General features: G+C 72.3%; 10 protein-coding genes. 5 read left to right on the top strand and 5 right to left on the bottom strand.

Annotated elements, in window-relative coordinates; all coding sequences use genetic code 11:
• Position 1: 1 nt before the first annotated feature.
• Positions 2–2701: an AAA family ATPase gene (locus ACH47X_RS19195; protein WP_397406124.1), complete on the bottom strand. Its 2700-nt coding sequence runs from the start codon at positions 2699–2701 to the stop codon at positions 2–4.
• 169 nt (positions 2702–2870) lie between these two features.
• Between ACH47X_RS19195 and ACH47X_RS19190 the strand changes: the two genes are divergently transcribed.
• Positions 2871–3206 (top strand): hypothetical protein, encoded by a 336-nt coding sequence (locus ACH47X_RS19190; protein ID WP_397406123.1) that lies wholly within the window; start codon positions 2871–2873, stop codon positions 3204–3206.
• Positions 3207–3384: 178 nt separating this feature from the next.
• Here ACH47X_RS19190 and ACH47X_RS19185 read toward each other — a convergent pair whose 3' ends face one another.
• Positions 3385–4977: a molybdopterin-dependent oxidoreductase gene (locus tag ACH47X_RS19185; RefSeq protein WP_397406122.1), complete on the bottom strand. Its 1593-nt coding sequence runs from the start codon at positions 4975–4977 to the stop codon at positions 3385–3387.
• Positions 4978–5295: 318 nt separating this feature from the next.
• Entirely contained in the window at positions 5296–5964 is a 669-nt protein-coding gene (locus ACH47X_RS19180) for a GAP family protein (RefSeq protein WP_397406121.1), read from the bottom strand.
• Positions 5965–6285: 321 nt separating this feature from the next.
• Here ACH47X_RS19180 and ACH47X_RS19175 point away from each other — a divergent pair, with 321 nt between their 5' ends.
• On the top strand, positions 6286–8139 hold the full coding sequence (locus tag ACH47X_RS19175) for a SulP family inorganic anion transporter (RefSeq protein WP_397406120.1): 1854 nt from the start codon (positions 6286–6288) through the stop codon (positions 8137–8139).
• Here ACH47X_RS19175 and ACH47X_RS19170 read toward each other — a convergent pair.
• Positions 8131–8823, bottom strand: coding sequence for a GAP family protein (locus ACH47X_RS19170; RefSeq protein WP_397406119.1), 693 nt, complete (start codon positions 8821–8823; stop codon positions 8131–8133). The two genes, ACH47X_RS19175 and ACH47X_RS19170, sit on opposite strands and share 9 nt — an antisense overlap.
• A gap of 141 nt (positions 8824–8964) precedes the next feature.
• On the opposite strand from ACH47X_RS19170, the gene ACH47X_RS19165 reads away from it, so the two are divergent.
• From ACH47X_RS19165 to ACH47X_RS19155, 3 genes are all read left to right on the top strand, one after another.
• The gene (locus tag ACH47X_RS19165) at positions 8965–10662 is read left to right on the top strand and encodes a SulP family inorganic anion transporter (RefSeq protein WP_397406118.1); all 1698 of its coding nucleotides are present in this window, start codon (positions 8965–8967) and stop codon (positions 10660–10662) included.
• Between the two features lie 88 nt (positions 10663–10750).
• Entirely contained in the window at positions 10751–11248 is a 498-nt protein-coding gene (locus tag ACH47X_RS19160) for a DUF1269 domain-containing protein (protein ID WP_397406117.1), read from the top strand.
• A gap of 603 nt (positions 11249–11851) precedes the next feature.
• A complete protein-coding gene (locus tag ACH47X_RS19155) occupies positions 11852–14440 on the top strand; it encodes a LuxR C-terminal-related transcriptional regulator (protein ID WP_397406116.1) in 2589 nt (862 codons plus the stop codon).
• A gap of 48 nt (positions 14441–14488) precedes the next feature.
• Here the strand turns inward: ACH47X_RS19155 and ACH47X_RS19150 are convergent, their stop codons facing one another.
• A complete protein-coding gene (locus ACH47X_RS19150) occupies positions 14489–16831 on the bottom strand; it encodes an arylsulfatase (protein WP_397406115.1) in 2343 nt (780 codons plus the stop codon).
• Between the last annotated feature and the right edge of the window lie 42 nt (positions 16832–16873).

Below are 16873 nucleotides of genomic sequence, written 5' to 3'. Positions count from 1 at the left end.
CTCAGTCGGAGGCGGCGCCGCCGACCAGGTCGGCCCGGTCCCGCAGCTGCCTGCGCGAGCTGATCCCGAGCTTGCGGAAGATGTTGCGCAGGTGCGCCTCGACGGTGCGAGGGCTGATGTACAGGCGGGCGGCGACCTCGTTCGACGTCGCCCCGGTCGCGACCAGCCGGGCGATGTGCAGCTCCTGCGACGTGAGCTCGTCCCGGCTGTGGCCAGACCGGCTACGCGCCGTCTCGCCGGTGGCCCGCAGCTCGTCGGCTGCGCGCCGGGCGAACGCCTCGATCCCCGCGCCGGAGAACAGCTCGTGTGCGTACCGCAGGTGCGGGCGGCAGTCGCGCCTGCGGCCCTCACGCCGCAGCCATTCGCCGTAGAGCAGGTGGGCCCGCCCCCGGTACGGCAGCAGCCGGCTGTCCGCGAGAAGGTCGACGGCCTCGCGGTAATGCTCCTCCATCTCGGTGACCAGTCCCCTGGTGTAGGCGGCGATACCCAGCCCCGTAGCCGTGCCGCTCGCCTCGGTCCGCTCGGTCAGGGAGTCCAGTGCGTCGGTGGCCGCGGTGCGGTCGCCGCACCGGACGGCGGCCTCCACCAGCTCGGGCAGGGAGAACCCGGCGATGAAGAGGTCGTCCAGGTCGACGGCACGCCGTGCCTCGGCCAGCGCCGTGCGGTAGTCGGCCAGGCCGTTGTGCAGCACCGCGCTCGCCCAGTGCACGTTGGCCACGAGCTGGCCGCCGCTGCCCGCCGTGGCGGTCACCGTCTCGAACAGGGCGAGCGCCTCCTCGCGCCGCCCGCGCATCGCGGCGAGCTGCACCTGGTGATAGATGATCGGAGGCCCGCCGGTCGCGTCCGCGATGGCTTCCTCCTCTGCCGCGGCCGACGTCGCCCGGTCCAGGTCCCCCGCCAGCGCGGCCGCGGAAGTGACCTGGGCAAGCCCCAGACGCAGGACGAGCGGCGATCCGGACGCCCGGCCGTTCTTGAGCAGCCACTCGACGATCGTGGCGTGCAGCCGGGGGTCCCACAGCTCGGACGCCAGGACGACGGCCAGCGCCGGGTGCCGGGTCCACATCGCGCCGTCGGCGCCGTCGAGCGCCTCGCGGAGCAGCGGTACCCCGGCACGGTGGCCCTCGGTGGCCAGCACAGTCAGGGCGTCCAGCACGTCGGCCTGTCGGGGCGGCGTCGATGCCGTCCGCGCCTCGCGCAGGACCCGGTCCATCATGCCGCTGGCCCGGCCGACCAGGAGGCTCATCTCCAGGGCGTCGAGGTAGCTCGCGCGCGAGCGCACGGGGTCGACGGTGGCGAGGCGGGAGGCGGCGCGCAACATGTGGGCCGGCCCGTTGTCGTCGCCCACGCGGAGGAACGCGATGCGGCCGCGCAGCAGGTCGGCCTCGGCCTGCCGGAGCTCGTCGAGGCCCGTGCCGTCGACGGCGCTGAGCAGCTCGGCGGCGCGGTCGGCCGCGCCCGCGTCGAGCTGTGCTGCCACCGCCGCCAGCGTCCGTGCTGCGCGCAGGTCCGGGTCGGGCGTCAGCTCTGCGGCACGCTCGAGAAACGCCGCGGCTGCCGCGGCGCCGCCTCGCGCCCGGGCGCGCGACGCGGAGTCCTCCAGCGCTGTGGCGAGGTCGGCGTCGGGCGCCGCCGCGGCCTGCGCCCCGTGCCATGCGCGCCGGTCCGGGTCGGTGCGGGGGTCCGTGACATCGGCGAGCAGGCGGTGTGCCAGACGGCGCCAGGCCGGCCCCGCTGTCTCGTAGGCCACGGCCCGCGCCAGCGGGTGGTAGAAGCGGACACGGGTGCCGAACTCGACCAGACCGGTGGCGGTGGCGGCTTCCGCGGCGGTCTCGACCTCGAGTCCGAGGGCCTGAGCGGCGGGCCACAGCAGCGCGGGGTCGCCGGTCGGGTCGGCGCCGGCGATCGTGAGCAAGGTGCGGGCGTCGTCGGGCAGGCGGTCAAGGGTGGCCGCGAAGCTGCGCTCGACGCGGCTCGGGGCCGAGGCGGTGTCGGGCGGGGCGAATCCGCCGGCGCGGGGCAGGGTGAGCAGTGCGAGCGGGTTCCCGCGGGCCTCGACCAGGAGCCGGTCCCGGACCTGCTCGTCGAGCACCTCGTGGCTCTGCCCCGCGAGCAGCGTCCTCGCGTGGGCATCCGTGAGCGGACCGACGACGAGGCCGGGCAGAGCGTCCAGCTCGACCGCTTCGTGCGGTAGACGCACCCCAAGAACGATCGCGACGGGTTCGGCGGAGACCCGCCGGGCGAGGAAGGCGAGCGCCCGGGAGGAGTCCGCGTCGAGCCACTGGGCGTCGTCGACCAGGCACAGCAGGGGGCGGTCCCTGGCAGCGGTCGCCATCAGGCCCAGGGCGGCCAGCCCGACATGGAACACGTTCGGTGTCACGGCGGTCAGGCCGAACGCGCCGGAGAGTGCCTCACGGTGCGCGGCGGGGAGCTCGGCGAGATGCCCGAGCAGCGGGAGGCACAGCTGGTGCAGTGCCGCGAAAGGCAGCTCGGCCTCGAGCTGCGCCCCGGAGGCACGGACCACGCGAAACCCCGCGGACGCCCGTTCGGTGTGCTCGAGCAGCGCGCTCTTGCCGATGCCCGCCTCGCCGCGCAGCACGAGCGCCCCGCCCCGGCCGTCCCGCGCCGCGCCGGTCAGCTCGTCCAGGTGTCGCAGCTCCGGCTCCCGGCCGAGCATCGGACGAGGGGTCGCCGGCGTTCGCATGGTGCGTAGGTTAGCGGCGCTCGCCCGGCGCCCCTCGGAGGAGGCGGCCGCCCTGATTCTGCATGAGCGCGAACGAGCAAGGATCCGTCCCGCCCGCAGCAACGCCCGTGGGAGGGTGCCCCGGGCGACCGGGGACGGGAGCGCGGGCCGGGGACCTGTGCTGGCGCCCGTGGCCGACCTTTCCGACCCTGGTGTCGAGGCGTTGCTCGGCGAGGAAATCGTCTCGCTCGCCGCCACCACGTTCGTGGCGACGTTCGCCGGCGTCCGACTGGGCCGCGAACGGGCACGGAACGAGGTGGACAAGGAGCTCCGCCGCCGATTCGGGAAGCCCCGGGGAACCGACGCCCACCACGCCTACGATGCGGTAGTTCTCCAGATCGTGCTGACCTGGGAACGAGCACAGGTCGCCGCGCGAGCGCACTCCGGCGTCCTCATCATGCTGCCCGACGGCTCCCGCCTGCTCAGCTCCACGAACGTGGCCGACGATCTGCGCGCCCTGCTCTGATCGTGCCCCTTCTCCGTCATGGAGATCTGAAGAAAGAGCTCGGCACGGACAAGCGGGGGCTCGCCGTGTTGGAGCTCGCCGCGTTGAAAGAGGAACTGCTCTGGACGGTTCCTGGGGGGCACGCGCACCGGTCGCGGGCAGACGGAAGGGTCGCGGGGGGACCCTTCCGCCCCCGGGGTCAGTTCACGGTGATCGAGATGGTCTGCCAGCCCGACGCGCCGTCGGGGGCCGGCGGCGCCTTGGTCTCGGTCTGCACCTGCCCGTCGGCGTCCGTGGCGCGCACTGCGAGGCTGTGGTAACCGGGCTCCAGATCGATCGACGTGTGCCACTGGCGCCAGGTGTCCGGCCCCACCGTCTCGGCGAGCTCGGCGGTGACCCAGTCCCCGCCGTCGGCCCGGACCTCGACCTTGCTGATGCCGGTGTGCTGCGCCCAGGCGACGCCCGCGACGGTGACAGCGCCGGCCGACGGGGGCGCGGACAAGCGCGGCACGTCGATGCGCGACGCGATCTTGATGGGCCCCAGGGCGGACCAGCCGCGCGGCGTCCAGTAACCCTCGTCGGCGTCGAAGGTGGTGACCTCCAGCGAGGTGACCCACTTGGTGGCCGAGACGTACCCGTACAGCCCGGGCACCACCAGCCGCGCCGGGAAGCCGTGCTCCTCGGGCAGCGGCTCGCCGTTCATGCCGATCGCCAGCAGGCTCTCGCGGTCCGGGTCCTGCAGCACCTCCAGCGGCGTGCCCGCGGTGAACCCGTCGTCGCTGCCGGAGAGCACCATGTCGGCGCCGGCCTGAGGCTTGGCGCGCTCCAGGAGCGCACGGATCGGGTAGCCGAGCCACAGGGCGTTGCCGACCAGGTCGCCGCCCACGGCGTTGCTCACGCACGAGAGAGTGACGTAGTGCTCCTCCATCGGCAGCTCCATGAGCTCGTCCCAGGTGAGCGTGAACGGCTCGTCCACCAGGCCACGAACCTCCAGCGACCAGTCCTGCGGGTTCAGCTGCGGCACGATCAGCGCGGTGTCGATGCGGTAGAAGTCCGCGTTCGGGGTGACGTACGGCGCCAGGTCGTCGAGCTTCAGGTCAGCCCCGGCGGGCACAGGCGGCGCCGGCGTGCGCGCAGCGGGCAGGCGAAGCATCTCCCGCACGGCGCTGATCGCGGTCGAGCCCATCGACAGCACACGCGAGCCGGCCAGCGCGAGCACCGCGACACCCACGGTGATGCCCGACACGGTCAGGAAACCACGCCGGTCCACCGCGACGGCCGGAGTCTCGCCCGCCGAGGCCTCGCTCCGCCCTGGCACGGGCCGTAGCCGCGCCACGGCGGCACGCAGCAGGAGCACCGCGGCGCCCAGCCCGATCGCGCTGGGCAATGCCCACAGCGGCGTCGCGCTCGGGCGCAGCAACGCGACCACGACCCCCACGACGCCGACGACGCCGACCAGGACCGCGCCCGCCGGCGGGCGGCGCAGCTCCAGCCAGCCCGCGAGCGCCGCCCCCAGGGCCAGCACCACGCCCATCGTGGCGAGCAGCACGGCCTTGTCGTTGGTGCCGAACCACTCCACGGCGACATCCTTGAGCCCTGGGGGCACGGCGTCGACCACGGCGGCGCCACCTGCGAACAGTGTGCTGGCACCGGGTGCGACGACCGCGGCGACGAGCTCCGCGACGGCCAGCCCGGCGCCACCGGCGAGCACGCCCGCGAGCGCGGCCCAGCCCACGCTGCCCGGAGAGCGCTCGTCGGAAGGGGCCGCGGGGCTCTCAGTTGCCTCTGTCATGGCTTCAGCGAGAGCTCGTTGCTCTCTGCCGCGCCGGCCGGCGCGGCGACCAATGGCAGGCCCACCGGGGCCGCCGTGGCAGCGAAGAGAGCGATCCTTGACGTACGCACAACCGATCCTCCTTTGTGCTGGCGGCAAGCTGCCGCCTGAGCAGGACCTAGAAGGTTCGGAGCGGTAGTCGATCAGGATGGGTCGGGACGAGTTGCCGAGCTTCGTGCGCTGATCGACCGCCCCCGCGGATCCCTGGAACACCGAGCTTCCGCGGGGCCGACAACTGGTCTGTAGCCCAGTGGACGAAGCCGCGGTCGGCAAGCTCCGTCAGAGCGCCGAGATGCCGTCCCCCAGCATCTTCGCGCCGATGACCAGCAGCAGCACCGCCATGATCGGCGCGTTGTGCTGGATCATCCAGCCCTTCAGGTCGTCCAGCATCCGGGCGGCCCGGTCGCCCATGGCGAAGTACACGACCACGGGTGCGGCGATGCCGGTGCTCGCGATGACGGCGAACACAAGGGCAGCGCCGAACGCCGCGCCCGGGTCCCCGGGTGCGGCGGCGGCGATGGCGACACCACCGGAGACGACCAGAAGCAGGTTCTTCGGGTTGACGACGCCGAGGAGCACGGCGAGCCCGGCGGACCTGGCGGGCGTGAAGCCCTCGATGGCGGCCATCCACCCCGGAGCCGGCGGGCTCACGCCGCGACGCGGCCGGCCGCGCCACTGGCGCACGCTCAGGACCAGCAGCAGGACTCCCAGGCCGATCTTCGCCCACGCGCGCCAGGCCGCGGGTTCGCCGCTAGGTGTCGCGGCGCTCGCGAGCAGCGCGGTAGCAGTGGCGACCCCGAGAACAGCCAGGAACCACGCGGCGACGAACGCGAGCGCGTTGGCGCGGGCTCGCTCGCTGACGAGCATCAAGACCACCGCGACGATCGGCAGAGGGCTGACCAGCACTCCGACGGCGACGGGCAACGACTGACCGATCGCGGCACCCACCCGGACCACCTCCACCGTGACGACTCCGACTTGCGTTGCAGCGGACGCTAGGCACCGCCACGGCCCGGCCTGTCACCCGAACAGGGTGACCGCCCGAGAGGCCGGGCCCTCGACGCTGGGACACGACCGCCGCACCGCCGTCGCTCGCATCGGTCGGTCGGCCGGCTGCCGTCGTACGGAAGAGGTGGGAGACGTGACCCCGTTCTGCTGCACCGGCAGCCGGCTCCGCGCAGTGGGGCGGCCTTCAGCGATGAGCAGCACCTCGACCTGGAGCGAGAGGCAGCGGCGGCCTCGCTCGCGCACAGAACCCGGTAGCGTCCCATGACCGGCGACAGGCCGGAAGAGCAGACGACGGACGACGGCTTCGGCGAGCTGTTCCGCGCCCGGGTGCGTCAGTCGGCACGCCGTGCCGGACGCCGGTTGCGGCGCCGGACCACGGAGGTGCTGCCCGAACGGCGGCACCTCCGCAAGGACATCGTCGCGGGGCTTCCGGGCGCCATCTCCAGCGTGCCCGACGGCATGGCCGCCAGCGTGCTGGCCGGGGTCAACCCCGCTCACGGCCTCTACGCGTCGTTCGTCGGCCCGGTGACCGGCGGCCTCATGAGCTCCACGCGCCTGATGGTCGTCACCACCACCAGTGCGGCGGCCCTGGCGGCCGGCTCCGCGCTCGTGTCGTACGAGCAGGCCGAGCGTTCCGACGCGATGGTGCTCCTGACCCTGCTGGCGGGCGGGCTGATGATCGTCGCGGCCTTGTTGCGGTTGAGCCGGTACATCCGGTTCGTCTCCTACTCGGTGATGCTCGGCTTCTTGTCCGGCGTGGCCGTCAACATGGTGCTCGGCCAGCTTCCGGACCTCCTCGGGATCGACGCCCAGGGCGCGCTGCCGGTCACCAAGGCCTGGTACGTGATCACCCACCTGGGCACGACCGACCTCGCCTCGGCCGCCTGCGGAGCCGTCGCGCTCGGGACGCTCGTGCTCCTCGGGCTGACGCGCTGGTCCGTCGTGAGCTCCCTGGTCGCGCTGCTCGTGCCGACTGTCGGCGTCCTGGTCCTGGGCGTCACGTCCGTGGCCGACGTCGCCGACCTGGGCACCGTGCCGCAGGGCCTGCCCGGACCGGCGCTCCCCGACCTGAGCCTGTTCAGCATGGAGCTGGTCGGAGGAGCCGCGGCGGTCGCGGCACTCGTGCTCATCCAGGGGGCGGGCGTGGCCGAGGCGGTACCCAACACCGACGGCTCCCGCTCGTCCACCGCCCGCGACTTCACGGCGCAGGGTGTCGCGAACGTGGCGGCCGGCCTCTTCGGCGGCCAGCCGGTCGGCGGCTCCGTCGGACAGACCGCGCTGAACCTCACGGCCGGTGCGGCGAGCCGCTGGGCGGCCATCGCGTCCGGCCTCTGGATGGGGGTCATCCTCCTGGCCTTCTCCGGCCTCGTGGGCCTGGTCGTCATGCCCACCCTGGCGGCTGTCCTGATCTACGCCGGGATCGGAGCGATCAAGCCCCTGGAGCTCGTCACGGTGGCCAGGGCAGGCCGGATCTCGGTGCTCGCCATGGGGTGCACCTTCGCGGCGGTCCTCGTGCTGCCGGTCGCCCAGGCCGTCGGCGTCGGCGTCATCGCGTCGCTGATCATGCAGCTGAACCAGGAAGCCCTGGACCTGAAGGTGGTGCGCCTGAAGCCCGACGCGACCGGCGGTCTCGTCGAGACTCCCCCGCCGACCACCGTGTCCGCCGGAGACATCGTCATCCTCGACGCGTACGGCTCGCTCTTCTACGCCGGGACCCGCACCCTGCAACGCAAGCTGCCCACCCCGGTGCCCGCCCCGACCGGCTCGGGGGCCACGCCCGCACCGCCCGTCCCGGAAGGCCCCGTCGTGATCCTGCGCCTGCGCGGACGCACCACGCTCGGCGCCACGTTCCTCAAGGTGGCCGGCGACTACGCCCGCCTGCTCCACGAGGCGCACGGCATGCTCTACCTCACCGGCGTCGACCCGGCCCTCGTCGGTGGTTGGGAGCGGGACGGCGTCATCCGGCGCCTCGCCGGAATCCGCGTGCTGCCGGCTACGCCGAGGCTGGGCGAGTCCACGCTGGCCGCGCTCGCAGCCACCACGGGCCGCGACCCCCACGAGACGGTCCACCAGGTCAGTCCGGCCGATGACGGCGCACCACCGGCATCAGGGTGAACCGGCGAGCAGCCGCACGAGGCCACGGACGGTGAAGACGATCCCGAAGACCAGCAGCACCACTGCCCCGATCGGCCGGTCGTGCCGCACCAGCCACTGCCGGATCTCGCCGAGCTGGCGCCGGCCCGGCACACCGAGCACGGCGTGCAGGACGGTGGGGACGATGTAGTCCAGGACGCTCGCCAGGACGAGCAAGCCGACGGCCGCGGCCTGCGCTCCACGGGTGACGTCGGCCGTGACGACCGTGCTCACCCCGGAGGCGAAGATGGCGACGTTGGGGTTCAGGAGCGCCAGCACCGTGGCGATCCCCACGAGCGTCGGCAGCCGCGGGTGCGCCAGCCTCGTTGCCAGGTCCGGTGCCGGCGCGCCGGACTCCCGGGGGCGGTCAGCCCGCCGCGGCACGGCCGAGGCGACGCCGCCGGCGAGGAAGAGCAGGCCGACCCCCAGGCCGATCCAACCCCTGATCGCCGCGGGTTCCTCGGTCTGGTGCGTCCCTGCTGCCCGCCCGGCGGCAAGAGCGGCCGCCCCGATCACGGCATAGACGATCACGACCGTGCCGCCGAAGACGGCCACGTTTCTGTACGGGCGGTCCGAACCGAGCAGGAGGAAGCAGGCGATGATCGCCGCCGGCGTCATGGCCAGGCCGATGAACTCGGGCGCGAGCTGCACCAGGAGGTCCCCCATGGCTGGACCGTGACCCACGCGGCGGACCGAGCCGTCACCCCTTCCGGGTGACGTACGGCCCGGAACCCGCACCTAACGTCGTCGCGGTCCACACGACCAGACACCGGCAGGCCGCGTGCGGCGCCCGGGGAGGCGGAATCCATGACCGGCTTTCTCTTACCGTCCTTCTCCGGGTACCGGCGCTCGTGGTTGCGCGGGGACGTCATCGCCGGGCTCGCGGTCTGGGCGGTGCTCGTGCCCGAGTCGCTCGCGTACGCGACCATCGCCGGGGTACCGCCGGTCGTCGGCCTGTACGCGGCTGTGCCCGCTCTTGCGCTCTACGCCCTCGCGGGCACCTCGCGGCAGCTCGTCGTGGCCCCCATGTCCGCCACGGCCGCGCTCTCGGCCAGCCTGGTCGCGGACGTGGCCCGCGACGGGGGCGATCCCGTCGCCCTGACCGCCGCGCTCGCCCTGGCGACCGGGATCGCCGCCCTCCTCGCGGGCCTCCTGCGGCTGGGCTTCCTCGCGGCGTTCATCTCCGAACCGGTCCTCAAGGGCTTCATCGTCGGGCTCGCGCTCACGATCATGATCGGCCAGGTGCCCGACCTGATCGGGGTGGAGGGTGGCTCCGGGAGCTTCTTCGCCAAGACCTGGGCCCTGCTGGGCCAGCTGGGCGGCATCGACCCGCTCACCCTCGTTGTCGGTCTGGTCAGCCTGGCCGCGCTCGTCGTCATCCGCCGGACGATGCCCCTGCTGCCCGGCTCGCTCGTGGTGGTGCTCCTGGCGATCGGCGCGGCCGCGCTGCTCGGGCTGGAGGACCGGGGGCTCGCGGTCGTCGGCCACATCGACGCGGGTCTGCCGCGGGCCGGGATCCCCGACGTGACGGGACCGCAGTTCGCCGAGCTGCTCGGCGGGGCGGTGGGCGTGATGCTCATCGGGTTCGCCGAGGGACTCGGTGCCGCCAAGACCTATGCCGCCCGGGAGGGCTACGACATCGACCCGAACCGCGAGCTGGCCGGGCTGGGGATCTCGAACCTCGGTGCCGGTCTGCTGTCCGGCATGGTCGTCAACGGCAGCCTGTCCAAGACCGCGGTCAACGCGGGCGCCGGTGCCCGCTCCCAGGTCTCCCCCCTGACCGCCGCCGCCCTGACCGTGCTCACACTCCTGTTCCTGACCGGTGTGTTCGAGCAGCTGCCGCAGGCGACGCTCGCGGCGGTGGTCATCGCGGCCGTCGTCGAGCTGGTCGACGTCCGCTCGCTGCGCCGCCTGTGGCGCGTGCGCACCGGACGCCTGGCGCGCGCCTACCAGGTCACGGCCCGCGCCGACTTCATGGCCGCGGGCGCGGCCCTGCTCGGCGTCCTCCTCTTCGAGACCCTGCCGGGGCTCGTCATCGGTATCGCCGCGTCGCTGGTGCTGCTGCTGGCCCGCACCTCCCGACCCCGCGTCGCGGTCCTCGCGCCGGTCGGTGACGAACCGGGGCGCCCCTGGGTCGACTCCGGCCGCAACCCCGACTACCCCACCGTGCCAGGTGTGCTGGTCGTGCGCGTGGAGGGTCCGCTGGTCTTCGCGAACGCCGAGTACGTCCGGACCCGGGTCCGGACGCTCGCCTCGGACGTGCACGGCCTGCGGCTGGTGGTCCTGGACGGACGTGCCATGCCGTCCATCGACGTGACCGCCACCACGATGCTCGTGCAGCTCCGTTCCGACCTGCGGGCCATCGGCGGCGACCTCGCGCTCGCCGAGGGCATCGGCCAGGTCCGCGACGTCCTGGCGCGGGCCGGGCAGGAGGACGAGCCGCCGCTGTACGCCACCCTCGACGAGGCCGTGGCGGCGGAGCGCACCGGGGACGGGGTCGGCTGACGGTTCACCGGGAACGGGTGAGGCCCCGGTATCGCCCGACGGCTGGAGTAAACGCGTCAAGCCTTTCACCCCATCGAAGGAGCATCCCATGGCTCAGGCAACGCTGACCGTCTGGAAGTTCAAGAGTCCGGAGGGCGCGCAGACGGCGTCGGAGACGATCCAGCAGCTCGCGAGGGAGAACCTCATCACCGTCCACGACGCGGCGACCGTGCGCTGGGAGGAGGGCGCGAAGAAGCCCAAGACCCGCCAGCTCACCTCGACGACGGGTGCTGGTGCGCTCGGCGGCACGTTCTGGGGGATGCTCTTCGGCCTGCTGTTCTTCGTCCCCCTGCTCGGCGCCGCGATCGGCGCCGCCACCGGCGCCCTGAGCGGCGCCCTGACGGACGTGGGGATCGACGACGGCTTCATCAACCGCGTCCGGGACGAGATCACCCCCGGTACGTCGGCCCTGTTCGTCATGACGTCGGACGCGGTGGTGGACAAGATCCACGACGCCTTCGCCGGCCAGGAGCAGCCCGAGCTCATCTTCACCAACCTCGACACCGCCCAGGAGGCCGCGCTCCGCGAGGTCTTCGGCGAGGAGTGACGGCCCGACGAGCGCGCGAGGACCGGCACCACGCGCCGGTCCTCGCGCCGCACGGCTGAACAACTCACTTTTCTCACGTGTCAGATCAATGTGGGCATATGTTGCAGATGCCAGCGCGGTCATCGTGGCAAGAGCAAGAGCGGCAAGAGCCGCAAAGCTTTTGTTACTGCCCTATCGGCACATGGGTTACAAAACAGCGGCGACGTCCCGGCGCGCTACCCCTGGTCACTGTACGTTTTTCTGTATCTTCTCCGGCCCGGAATGCGTCGCGACCGGGTGAATAGTTTCAGCCCTCGGGCGGGCTCGACAATTCACATGCATCATTGCTGTGGAAATGAATTGTGAGTCTTGCGCCCCTGTGTCGAGCTCTCCGGGCCGGGTCTCAGCTCTGCAGGTCTGTCGCACGCAAGGCGGCGCGGGTTCGGCCGCCACTTCACCACCTGAGTGGAGGACGCCCGGATGGTCTTCACGCCGAGTCTCGCCGCCGTACGCAGCCGTACCCCTGAACCACCTCCGCCGGATCTGACGCTCGCAGGCACCGAGCCGGGCACCGACCAGCCTCGGGCGGAAGCGCGTCGCCTGCCACCGCTCCCGCGGATCTACGTGCCGCGACGACGTCTGTGGCAACGGCTCGACGAGGCAGCGCGGGGTGCCGTCACGCTGCTTGCAGCACCTGCGGGCACGGGTAAGACGCTGGGCGTCGTCGGCTGGTTGCGGCAGACGAGCTCGAGCGGCGCGAGGGACGCCATCTGGATCGACGCCGACAGCTCGTGGTCGCCGGACCGGTTGGGGGCCGCGCTCGACGAGGCCCGGCCCGCCGGCCCGGCCGATCCGCGGCTCGTGGTGATCGACGACGCGCACCTGCTGCCCGGCGCGAGCCTGCACCTCGTCGACGATCGCCTCAGCAACGCGCCGGACTCGGTGCGGCTGCTCCTGCTGAGCCGCGAGAGCCTCCCTCTGACACGACTGATCCCGGAGCTCATGGGGCACTTCACGTTCTTGCGGGGAGACCTGCTCCGGCTCAGCCGCACCGAGAGCACACGTCTCGCCGCCGAGCATGCCCACACCCGCGACAGCACGATCCTCGACGTGGTCACCAGGCAGGCCGCCGGGTGGTGCTCCGCGACGGTCCTCGTCGCCCGGGGCCTGGGGGCCGCTCCCGACCCGGCGCTCGCGGCGCGCCTCCTCGTCCACGACACGTCGCCCGTCGCGGCCAAGGTGGCAGGTGAGGTGTTCAGCACGCTCACACCCCGCCAGCGGCATCTGCTGCTGTGCATCGCGGGCGAGGACGCGGTCAGCGCCTCAGCCGCCACCCACCTGTCTCACGACCAGCGGGCGGCGGAGACGCTGGTCGAGCTGGAGGACACCGGCCTCCTCGTGACACGCACCGAGCGAGACGGCACCGAGACGTCCGCCGCCGGGTACGACGTCCATCCGCTCCTCGTCGAGCTGGTTCGCCAGCGCCTGGCGGACGGAGGTGTCGACGCTGCGCGAGCACGCGCCACCGTCATCCGCGCGGTCGGCCTCGAGATGGCGCGGGGCGACCTCACCAACGCCTTCCGTCGGCTCGTCCGGGTGGGCGCGCCGGCCGAGTCGGCGGACCTCCTCGCCCGGGACGGCGTGCGCATCGTGCTGAACCAGGGCCGGTCCGACGAGGTCGCCGGCTTCGTCCGAGCGGAGCCGGCCGTCGTCGACCAGCGGCCGGACGTCTGGTTCGCCGTCGCCCTCGACTGCTGGATCCGGGACGACGTCGAAGGTGCTCGCCACTGGGGCGACCGGCTGCTCGATGCGACACGGCACCGGGCGCCCTCCTGGCCGGTCGGCGAGAACCTCGACCCCCGGGCCGCGTGCGTGCGGCTGTGGCGGGCCGCGCTCGGGCTCGAGCCGGCGTGGGCGGCGGTCGGACATGCCAAGCGGGTGGTGGTCGCGTCCCAGACGAGGCCCGCGGTGCGGGATGCGAACGCCGACGTCCTGCCCGTCCTCGCACACGCGCTCGGTGTGGCGCAGAACTGGCTCGGGGAGCTCACCGACGCCGAGGGCAGCCTGACGCTGGCCGTGGGGCTGTCCCGCAACCAAGGGCTGCCCTCCCTGGGAACGTGCGCCTTGAGTCACCTGGCGCTCACGCAGTACATGCGGGGGCGGGAGAGCGCATGTGCCGAGCTCGCAACCGAGGTCCTCGACGCCACGAACGCGTCCGGGGCGCGCTGGTCGCGGTACGTCGTCGCTCGAGCAGCGCTGGCCCGAGAGCTCGCAGGCATGACGGACCTCACGGCCGATCCCGATCCCGATCCCGAAGTTGACCCGCAGGTCGACCGGTCGTACCACCGAGGAGATCTCACGACCCGCTTCTGGTTCCGCGTCCGCGACGCCCGCCTGAAGGTGGTCGCCGGCGACGTCGCGGAAGCACAGCGGCTCCTCTCGGGCCCCGGAGAATGCCTCCGCCTGACGGACGACCAGCTGCCCGAGCACCTGCGGGTGGCACTGCTCGTCGAGCGCGCGTTCGTCGCCGCGCTGGCCAGCGACCGCGACGCGCTCAAGGAACTGCACGGAGCCCTCGAGCGTCTCGGTGCTGTCGGCGAGGCATCACTGGTCCAGGGACTACGAGCCGATCGTGACGGCAACCGCCAGGCGGCCGCCGCCGCGTTCGAGGCCGCCTCGGCCGATGCCACCTACTCCCAACCGCCCACCCGCGCGCTCGCGCTCGCCTGCGAGGCGCAGCTCCTGGACGCGATGGCCGAACCCGAGCGCGCGCAGCAACGCCTCTGCGAGGCAGTCGCGGTGACCGAGACCCGCCGCAACGCGGCGCCGTTCCTCGGCTGGACCCGCCAGGGCACGCCGATCGCGACGCTGCTGCAGAACCTGTCCGAGCGACGTGGTGGCACCCGATGGCTGCGCGAGCTCGCACGGGCCGGCACCGGACGTGCGGACCTCACCGCGACCTACGCGTCGGTGGTCGCGACGCCCCGCGAGCTCGACGAGGTGCGCAACGCCCTGGAACCACCGGCGCTGAGCCCGCGCGAGCGAGAGGTGCTCAACGAGCTGGCCCGCGGCGCCACCTACGCGGACATCGCCGCAGCGCTGTTCGTCTCGGAGAACACGGTCAAGACGCACGTCTCCAGCCTCTACACCAAGCTCGCGTCGTCCCGCCGCAGCGAGGCGCTCAAGGTCGCGCGGAGCTTCCACCTGCTGTGACGGCGCACGCGGGCCGGACCTTCCGGGTGGTCGGTCCGGCCGGCGTCGTCAGTCCCGGGCCATCGCCGCCCGGAAGTGGGCCTCGGCGTCCACGTAGGCGTCGTCGGCGACGTCGAACACGACCTTGTGAATGGTGCCGCCGGTGAACTCGAACCGGGAGCCGGCGTACTCGGCGGAGACGGCGTCGCCGCTGTCGTAGCCGATGCACAGGCCCTCGCCGCACAGGGAGAAGTGGCCCAGGACGGTACGGATCTCCTGCTCGGCGACCACCTCGTCGTCGATCCAGAGGCGCAGCGGGCCGATGCCCTCGCGGTGCTCGCCCATCCGTTCCTTGGCGAAGTCCACGCCGATGACGTGCCGGCCGTCGCGCGGTACGGGGGCAGAGATCCGGTCCTCGGGCGGGATGCCCAGGAAGTTGTAGGCGTAGGTCACCACACCGTCCTTGACGAACAGCGCGTGGCCGCCGAACCGCGAGCCGTGCGCGAAGACGACGCCGGCCGTGTCCGCGGTCAGGTCGAGGTCGGCCAGCACCTTGTAGGAGACGCCGTGCACGTTGGCCGCCGAGCGCTCGGGGATCTCGGAGGTGCCCGGATAGTAGGTGTACTGGCCGCTCGGAGGGACCGGGATGTGGAACTCCATCTTCACGAACGTCTCGAAGTCCTTCGGGTTGCCGATGATCTGCAGGTCGTTCAGCGGCAGCACCTGGTTCGCCGCGGCCTCGGACAACCAGAGCGCTTTGAGCTCCTCGACCTTGTCCGGGTGCTCTACGGCCACGTCGCGGGCCTCGGCGCGGTCGGTGTCCGTGTGGAAGAGCTGCCAGGCGTCGTCCTCGAACCGGCCGCGGCCGCTGACCGGGCCGTGCTCGGTGACGGCCTTCCAGCCCTTGTGCCAGATGCCGCGGTTGCCGAACATCTCGTAGTACTGGGTCTCCTTGCGGGTCGGCGCCTGCGGCGCGTCGAAGGAGTAGACCATCGAGACGCCGGACAACGGCGTCTGCTCGACGCCCTCGAACACCTTGGGGAACTCGACCCCGCAGGCCTCCAGGATGGTCGGGACCACGTCGGTGCAGTGGTGGTACTGGTCACGCACCTCGCCGCGGGCGCTGATGCCGGCGGGCCAGTGGATCACCATGGGGTCGCTGATGCCGCCCTGGTAGACGTAGCGCTTGAACATCCGGTACGGGGTGGAGAACGCGGCGGCCCACCCGGTCGGGTAGTGGTTGTACGCGTCAGGGGTACCGAGCAGGTCCACCATGGCGAGGTTCTGCTCGAGTTCGTCCGGGTAGCCGCCGAAGACCTTGCCCTCGTTGACCGAACCGTTCGGGCTGCCCTCCCCCGAGGCCCCGTTGTCCGCGCAGTACAAGATCAGGGTGTTCTCCAGCTGGCCGGACTCCTCCAGGTAGTCGACGATGCGGCCCACCTGGGCGTCGGTGTACTCCGACATCCCGGCGAACACCTCCGCCATGCGGCAGAACATCGCCTTCTCCTTGTCGTTCAGCTCGGCCCAGGGCCGCACCCGGTCGGTCTCGGAGAAGGTGCCGTCGGGCATCGGGTTGAGGTCGGTGAGCTCGGTGCCCTCCGGCAGGATGCCGCGCTCGATCATCCGCGGCAGCACCCACTCGCGGTAGGCCTCGTAGCCGTCGTCGAACACGCCCTTGTACTTGTCGATGTACTCCTGGGGCGCATGGTGCGGGGCGTGGTTGGCACCCGGGCAGAACCACAGGTACCAGGGCTTGTCCGGCTCGGTCTGCTTGGAGTCCCGGATCATCCGCAGCGCCTGGTCGGCGAGGTCCTTGGAGAGGTGGTAGCCGTCCTCGGGCAGGTAGGGCTGGTCGATGTACCGGTTGCCCTCGGCCAGGGACGGGAACCACTGGTTGGTCTCGCCGCCGATGAACCCGTAGAACTGGTCGAACCCCTGCCCGAGCGGCCAGCGCTTCTTGGAGGCACCCATGGTCCACTCGTCGATCGGCACGTTGTGGTTCTTGCCCACCCAGAACGTGCTCCAGCCGGCCTCGCGCAGCACGCTCGCCATGCTCGCGTTCGACGGCGGGATGTGCGAGCTGTAGCCGGGAAAGCCCGTGGAGCTCTCCGAGATGGTCGCGAACCCGTTGAGGTGATGGTTGCGGCCGGTCAGGAACGTCGAGCGGGTGGGCGAGCACAGCGCGGTGGTGTGCCACTGCGAGTACGTCAGGCCCCCTGCCGCGAGGCGCTCCATGGTGGGCATCCGGATGCGCCCGCCGTACGGCGACCAGGCGGCCTGCCCGGTGTCGTCGTACAGCACGACGAGCACGTTGGGCGCGCCCTGGGGCGCCTTCTGCGGGAGGAACGCCTCCCAGTCCCCCTGCGAGTCGCGGACGTCGAGCTGGATCTTGCCCTGGAACTCCCGTGCCATCTCGGTCCTCCTCGTAGCAGGTCTGGCCCTCCGGATCATCCG

Source organism: Promicromonospora kroppenstedtii, assembly GCF_044389675.1.
GTDB lineage: Bacteria > Actinomycetota > Actinomycetes > Actinomycetales > Cellulomonadaceae > Promicromonospora > Promicromonospora kroppenstedtii.
This window is presented reverse-complemented; position numbering and strand designations above follow the sequence as displayed.